The sequence below is a fragment of the Kribbella sp. NPDC051770 genome (assembly GCF_040681455.1).
Taxonomy (GTDB): domain Bacteria; phylum Actinomycetota; class Actinomycetes; order Propionibacteriales; family Kribbellaceae; genus Kribbella.
Genome location: NZ_JBFAYT010000026.1, coordinates 1 through 7710, shown reverse-complemented (window position 1 = coordinate 7710; position 7710 = coordinate 1). Strand labels below are relative to the sequence as shown.

Sequence of the window (7710 nt, the reverse complement as noted above, 5' to 3'; positions counted from 1 at the left end):
CGAAATCCAGATTGTCCAACTCGGCCCACCGCCCGAGCGCCACGTCCAACCCGGACGTCAGCACCCCACCCCAGTCAACCAGCAGCCCCCGCGACGATCGCGCGCGCCTCCTGCGTGTACGCCGCGGCCTCGTCGATCGCGCCGATCTCGACCAGGGCGTCGACCAGGTCCGCGAGGGTGATCGCGCGGCCCCGGGTCAGCTCGGAGTGCAGCCCGGCGGCCCGCCGGAGGAACCCGGCCGCGGCGGCGTGCTCGCCGGCCACCGACTCGACCACCCCGGCCAGCCGGAGCGGGACGGCCAGCTCCTGCGGTTGGTGCGGACTGGCCTCGAGGACGTCGAAGGCCCGGCGTACGTCGTACCGGGCGTCCTCCAAGCGACCGGCCGAGAGTGCGTTCAGCCCGCTCTGCCGGTAGGCGTTCCAGATCAGCCGCGGGTCGCCGCTCGCCTCGGCCGACTGCACCGACCGGGCGGCGAGCTGGTCCAGGTTCCGGCCGGTACGCCGTAGCTCGGCGGAGAAGAGCCCGTGGTCGAGCCGCGCCTCCAGCACCGGCAGGCCGGCGCCACGGACCGAGTCGACAGCCAGCGCGAGGAGGTCGAAGCGCAGCTGGTGCTCGTCGGCGACTGTCAGATACCCCTGCAGCGCCAGCGCGAGAGCACCGGCGAGCTGGGGCATACCGGGAGCGAGCCCGACACCTGCGCGCAGGACAGCAAGCTCGGCGTCGAACCACTCCAGCGGCTCAGCTGCTGCCAGGTGCTCGGCTGCTGGCAGCGCCTGCCCGCTCACGTCGCCGAGCGCTCCCAGCGGAAGCCCGTGCGGTACGGCGGCGTCCGCACAAGTGGCCAGCCGTACGGCGGCACGCAAGAACCGCTCCGCGGCCTCCGCACTGCCAGCGGTCCCGAGCTGCTCAACCGCACCAGCTCTGACCAGGCCGTGCATCGTGTAGCGCGGGCTGCGGCCCAGCGACTGGATCTGAAGCAGTCCGAGATCGACCAGCTGCTCGAGCACCTGCTCGGCTCGCACCTCCGAGCAGTCGAGCAGTGCAGCCGCCACCCAGGTTGCGAAACTGTCTGCCTCGACCAGCGCGAGTCTCGCGAACAGCAGCCGGCAGTCGTCGTTGGCTGCGCGCAGAGTCAGCTCCAGACTGGCGCGGAAGGTGCTGACGAGGTCCAGCCGGCTCTGCTCGTTGCTGAGACGTGCGGCCGTCAGCGCCAGGTGCTGTGCCAGCTCGACGTCGCTGGCGCGTGCTGCGAGCTGGAGGCCGATGATGCGCAGCGCGAGCGGCAGACCGCCGCAGTACGTGACGATGGCCGCCGTCGCAGGGTCCTCCTGTACGACGCGGCCGTGCGTGAGCTGAGCGAGCAGCCGCCGGGACGCGGACTCGTCGAGCGGCTCCAGCGGCGGCCGGACCTGCTGGTCGAGCTCGAGCAGCGGGCGGCGAGAGGTGATCACCACACCGCACCCGGACGCAGCGGGAAGCAGCGGACGGACCTGGTCGGACTCCAGCACGTCGTCGTACACGAGGAGGGTCTGCTGGTCGTGCAGCAGCTCCCGGAACAAGATGCTGCGCAGGTCGACGTTGTCCGGCAGCTGGTCGGCGGCGACGCCCAGCCGTCGGAGGAGCTGGCCCAACGCGTCGTACGGCGGTACTGCGGAGCCGTCTGGATTCTGGAGCCGGAGGAAGAGGCGCCCGGACGGGTAGTCAGCGGCGACCTGGTGGGCCAGGTGGATGGCAGCCGCCGACTTGCCGACACCAGCGCCTCCGTGCAGACAGAGCACCGGCGGCGCCAGCCGCTCCGGCGACGGCCGCAGGAACTGCTCGTACGACGCGAGCAGCTCCTCCCGCCCGATCAGCACGGCCGCGTCGGCAGGCAGACGCAGCTGCGCAGGCCCGGAGTCCTTGCCGGCCCCCGGTACGGCGTCGCGCAGCGCACTGAGCTGGCTGGGCGTCACGGCGAGCGCCTGCGTCAGCATGGCCACCGTCTCGGGCCTGGGCCGAGTCCGGCGCCCGGACTCGAGCGCCGCGATCGCCTCCCGGCTGACACCGGCCCGCTCGGCCAGCGCCTCCTGGGTCAGCCCCGCAGCCCGGCGGAGCTGCCGCAGCAGACTGCCGAACTCGGACGCCATAGCGCCTCATTGTGGAGGCCTGCGGGGGCACGCAGAAGAGGGGCCCGGGGAATCCCCGGGCCCCCATCCTTCCCCTGCGAAGGTCTAGCTGCCGATCTGCGCCTGCAGCTCGGCGGAGTACGTCGCGACCTCGGCGTAGACGCCCGGGTTGCCGGCGTCGGCGCAGCCGATGCCCCAGGAGACGACGCCGAAGAGGCGGCCGTTCAGGACCAGCGGGCCACCGGAGTCGCCCTGGCAGGAGTCCTTGCCGCCGTCCTCGTAGCCGGCGCAGATCTCGCCGTCGGCGGTGTAGCCCTGGCTGGCGTACGCGTCGGAGCAGTAGGAGTCACCGAGCACGGGGACGGTCACCTTCTGGAAGGTGTCGGCCGGGCCGGTGCCCTCGGTGTTGCCGTAGCCGTAGACGACCGACTGGGCGCCGGCCGCGTCGGCGGCGGTGCTGGTCTCCAGCGGGAGCGTCTCGACACCGGTGAACGGCGTCGCCAGCGTCATCACCGCGACGTCGTGACCACCCTCCTGGCCGTACTTCGGGTCCGCCCAGATCTTGCTGATCTTCGACGTCTTGCCACCGGCGTCGGCGAGCTTGTCGCGGCCCTGGATCGCGGTGTAGGTGCTGGCGGCCTCGGTCGCGCAGTGCGCGGCGGTGACGATCTTGTCCGGCGCGACCAGCGTCGCGCCGCAGTACTGGCCGCTGGGGACGGGGGAACCGCTGTTGTTCAGCGCCAGCGCCCACGGGGTGTCGGCGGTGTGCGCGATCTCGCCGCCGACGATCCGGGTCTTCGGCGGTTCCGGCGCCGGGCTCGCCGACGCGGTGGCGACCGCACCGAGCGACGCGGCGGTCAGCGCCGCCGCGGCCAGAGTGGCACGAACCAGCTGGAGTCTTCCTGTCATTGCCTCACGCTCCACAGGTGAAAGAGGCCGCGCGGGCGTCGCGGCCTGTCCGAGCAGCGTGGCCTGCGCACGGTGGGTAGCGCACCTCTCACTTGCGGTAACTCGGGAGTTATGAGGGGGATGGGGGGAGAGGTTGCTAGGGAAAGACAGGGAAGGAAAGCCTGAGTGGGGTGGGGGTGGGGGAGGAGATGCGGGGGTGGGCGGGGGTTGGTACTTGCTGGAGGGAAGGGGGCGGTTTTGTCGGTGGTGCTCGGCAGAATGGTCAGGGTGAGTACTCAGGTGCTGTCTCAGGCTCAGGCTCGGCGGATCGGGATGGCCGCGCAGGGGTTTGCCGATCCTCGGCCCAAGGGCGTGCCGGACATGCGGGCGCTCAGTCGGGTGCTGGGGCGGATCGGGTTGTTGCAGATCGATTCGGTGAACGTGTTGAGCCGGGCGCAGTACCTACCTCTCTACTCGCGGCTCGGGCCGTATCCGCGGGATCTGCTCGACCGGGCCGCGGGGAAGGCGCCGCGGCGGCTGGTGGAGTACTGGGCGCACGAGGCCTCGCTGATCCCGGTCGAGACGCACCCGTTGATGCGCTGGCGGATGGCCCGGGCGGCGACCGAGGCGTGGGGTGGGCCACGGTCGATCGCGGCCGAGCGGCCCGACCTGGTCAAGCAGGTGCTCGCCGACGTCACGGCGCAGGGGCCGCTGACCGCGCGTGAGATCGACGACGACGTGGAGCGCCAGAAGGACAACTGGGGCTGGAACTGGTCGGACGTGAAACGCGCGCTGGAGTACCTCTTCTTCGCGGGCGAGATCACGGTCGCCAAGCGCAACCAGCAGTTCGAGCGGATGTACGACGTCCCGGAGCGCGTCCTGCCCGCCCACGTGCTGGCCACGCCGATCCCGAGCCCGGAGGAGGCGCACCGCGAGCTGGTCCGGATCGCCGCCAAGGCGCACGGCGTCGGGACGGCCCAGTGCCTGAAGGACTACTTCCGGACCGCTCCGGCGCCGACCACCCAGGCGATCCAGGAGCTCGTCGAGGCGGGTGAGCTGCTGCCGGTGAGCATCCAGGGCTGGAAGCGCCCGGCGTACCTGCACCGCGACGCCCGGCTGCCGCGCCGGGTGAACGCACGCGCCCTGGTCAGCCCGTTCGACTCGCTGGTCTTCGAGCGGACCCGGACCGAGGCGCTGTTCGACTTCCGGTACCGGATCGAGATCTACGTGCCGGCCGACAAACGCGTCTACGGGTACTACGTGCTCCCGTTCCTGCTCGGCGACCGGCTGGTGGCCCGGGTCGACCTGAAGGCGGACCGGGCGGCCGGCGTCCTGCTGGTCCAGTCGGCGCACTCCGAGGACGGCGCGCCCGCCGAGACGCCGGAGGAGCTGGCCGCCGAGCTGGTCCAGCTGGCCGGCTGGCTCGGCCTCGACCAGGTCCGGGTGGCCGGCCTGGGTGATCTGTCGCCTGCGCTGAGTGACGCCCTGCGCGGACAGTGACAACGGGTACGGTCGTTCGCCGTACCGGAACTTTTCGGTGCTCCCGAGCGTGGGTCTGAGGACGCTCGACGTGGCTTGGCTCACCCGGCCCCGTACGATAGGTGACGCATGTCCGCCGCAACCAGGCTTCAGCAGCGAGGAGAGAACTGCCCACCATGAAGGTGATCGACAAGGTCCTGCGCATCGGCGAGGGCAAGACGCTGCGTCAGCTCGAGCGCATCGCGAAGGTGGTCAACTCCATCGAGGACGACTTCGTCGCGATGTCCGACGAGGAGCTGCGCGGCCAGACCGCCGAGTTCAAGGAGCGGGTGGCCAACGGCGAGTCTCTCGACGCGCTGCTGCCGGAGGCGTTCGCGGTCGTCCGGGAGGCGGCCAAGCGGACCCTGCACCAGCGCCACTACGACGTCCAGATCATGGGTGGCGCGGCGCTGCACCTGGGCAACATCGCCGAGATGAAGACCGGTGAGGGCAAGACCCTGGTCGGCACGCTGCCGACGTACCTGAACGCGCTGTCCGGCAAGGGCGTGCACGTGGTCACGGTGAACGACTACCTGGCCAAGTTCCAGGCCGAGTGGATGGGCCGGGTGTACCACTTCCTCGGCCTCGACTACGGCGTGATCCTGCCGGAGATGACCCCGGCCGAGCGCCGGATCGCCTACCACAAGGACATCACCTACGGCACGAACAACGAGTTCGGCTTCGACTACCTGCGCGACAACATGGCCAGCGACATCGCCGACTGCGTGCAGCGCGAGCACAACTACGCGATCGTGGACGAGGTCGACTCGATCCTGGTCGACGAGGCCCGGACCCCGCTGATCATCTCCGGCCCGGCCGAGGACTCCCAGCGCTGGTACGTCGAGATGGCCCAGATCGCCTCGACGCTGCACGCCTGGACCAACGCCGACGACCAGAAGCTGAAGAACGAGCGGCGCGGCGTCACCGACCTGGAGATCGACGAGAAGAAGCGTAAGGTCGCCGACTACGAGGTCGACGAGAAGAAGCGCACCGTCGCCATCCTCGAGCGCGGTATCGAGAAGGTCGAGGACCGGCTCGGTATCGACAACCTGTACGAGTCGGCCAACACCCCGCTGATCAGCTACCTGAACAACGCGCTGAAGGCCAAGGACCTGTTCAAGCGCGACAAGGACTACGTGGTCGTCGACGGCGAGGTGCTGATCGTCGACGAGCACACCGGCCGCACGCTGCACGGCCGCCGCTACAACGAGGGTCTGCACCAGGCGATCGAGGCCAAGGAGAAGGTCGAGATCAAGGAGGAGTACCAGACCCTCGCGACCATCACCCTGCAGAACTACTTCCGCCAGTACAACAAGCTGGCCGGCATGACCGGTACGGCGATGACCGAGGCGGCCGAGTTCTCCAAGATCTACAACCTCGGCGTGGTCCCGATCCCGACCAACAAGCCGATGGTCCGCCAGGACCAGCGCGACCTGATCTACCGGACCGAGGACGCCAAGTTCGACGCGGTCGTCAAGGACATCGTCGACAAGCACCAGAGCGGCCAGCCGATCCTGGTCGGCACCACCAGCGTGGAGAAGTCCGAGCGGCTGTCCGCGCAGCTGCGCAAGGAGAACATCGCGCACGAGGTGCTGAACGCCAAGCAGCACGCGCGGGAGGCCGCGATCGTGGCCGAGGCCGGCCGCAAGGGCGCGGTCACGGTGGCCACCAACATGGCCGGCCGTGGTACCGACATCATCCTCGGCGGCAACCCGGAGTTCCTGGCCGACAAGGACCTGCGGGCCCGTGGGCTGGACCCGGTGGAGACCCCGGAGGAGTACGAGGCGGAGTACCCGAAGGTCCTGGAGAAGTTCGAGCTGCAGGTGAAGGAGGAGCAGAAGGAGGTCCGCGAAGCCGGCGGCCTCTACGTGCTCGGCACCGAGCGGCACGAGTCGCGCCGGATCGACAACCAGCTGCGCGGTCGTTCCGGCCGTCAGGGTGACCCGGGCGAGTCGCGGTTCTACCTGTCGCTCGAGGACGACCTGATGCGCCTGTTCAAGCGCGAGATGGTCGACTGGGCGATGTCGCGCAACGACGACGACACGGTCCCGCTGGAGAACAAGGTCGTCACCAAGGCGATCGCGTCGGCGCAGTCCCAGGTCGAGGCGCAGAACTTCGAGACCCGGAAGAACATCCTCAAGTACGACGACGTGATGAACCGTCAGCGCCACGTCGTGTACGACGAGCGCCGCCGCGTGCTCGAGGGCGCCGACCTGCAGGACCAGGTGCTCGACATGCTCGACGAGACCGTCACCGGGTACGTGATGGGTGCGACCGCGGACGGCTTCGCCGAGGACTGGGACCTGGACCCGCTGTTCACCGCGCTGAAGACGCTCTACCAGACGACGGTCACCGAGGAGGAGCTGATCGAGGAGGCCGGCGGCGAGCGCTCCGGCCTGACCCAGGACTTCATGGTGGAGAAGTTCGTCGCCGACGCCCGCGAGGCGTACGCGCGCCGCGAGGAGCTGCTCGGCTCGGAGTCGATGCGTGAGCTCGAGCGTGGCGTCGTGCTGAACGTGCTGGACCGCAAGTGGCGCGAGCACCTGTACGAGATGGACTACCTGCGCGAGGGCATCGGCCTGCGCGCGATGGCGCAGCGCGACCCGCTGGTCGAGTACCAGCGCGAGGGCTACGACATGTTCGCGGCGATGATGGAGTCGATCAAGGAGGAGTCGGTCGCGTTCATCTTCAACGTCGAGGTCGACGTCGAGGCGATGCGCGCCCAGCAGGCCGCGGCGGCGGAGGTCGTCGAGGAGGCCGAGGACATCCTCACCCCGGGTGCCCCGGTGGCGGAGTTCCCGGGCCGCGACGCCGATCGTCCCCAGGACGGCCCGCGCCTGACCGACCGCCCGAAGCTGCTGGCCAAGGGGCTCGGCAAGGACAACCGTCCGCCGCAGCGCCTGTCGTACTCGGCCCCGACGATCGACGGCGACGAGGAGGTCGCGGTCCGCACCGAGGACGGCGCCGACGCGAGCGGCCTGATGTACCCGGGCACCCCGCGCAACGTCGCCTGCCCGTGCGGTTCCGGCAAGAAGTACAAGCGCTGCCACGGCGACCCGGCGGCGGATGTTTACAAGTAGCACCTAGAACACCACTGCGGGGGCGGGAACAAGATATTTACGGGTGAAAGGCCCCCCGCGGTGTTGAAGGGGTGTAAAACCGGGCCCCCCGTGCGGCGCCCGGACAGTGGTGTTGGCGC

At 69.9% G+C, this 7710-nt stretch carries 4 protein-coding genes; 2 read left to right on the top strand and 2 right to left on the bottom strand.

The window, feature by feature from the left end; translation table 11 throughout:
- Positions 1 to 74: 74 nt before the first annotated feature.
- Both AB0M01_RS39190 and AB0M01_RS39185 read right to left on the bottom strand, forming a co-directional pair.
- Positions 75 to 2126: a helix-turn-helix domain-containing protein gene (locus AB0M01_RS39190; RefSeq protein ID WP_363677884.1), complete on the bottom strand. Its 2052-nt coding sequence runs from the start codon at positions 2124 to 2126 to the stop codon at positions 75 to 77.
- Between the two features lie 84 nt (positions 2127 to 2210).
- Positions 2211 to 3014: a serine protease gene (locus AB0M01_RS39185; protein ID WP_363677883.1), complete on the bottom strand. Its 804-nt coding sequence runs from the start codon at positions 3012 to 3014 to the stop codon at positions 2211 to 2213.
- Between the two features lie 258 nt (positions 3015 to 3272).
- Between AB0M01_RS39185 and AB0M01_RS39180 the strand changes: the two genes are divergently transcribed.
- Positions 3273 to 4493 (top strand): crosslink repair DNA glycosylase YcaQ family protein, encoded by a 1221-nt coding sequence (locus AB0M01_RS39180; protein ID WP_363677882.1) that lies wholly within the window; start codon positions 3273 to 3275, stop codon positions 4491 to 4493.
- Positions 4494 to 4648: 155 nt separating this feature from the next.
- On the top strand, positions 4649 to 7591 hold the full coding sequence (gene secA, locus AB0M01_RS39175) for a preprotein translocase subunit SecA (RefSeq protein WP_363677880.1): 2943 nt from the start codon (positions 4649 to 4651) through the stop codon (positions 7589 to 7591).
- Positions 7592 to 7710: the final 119 nt, after the last annotated feature.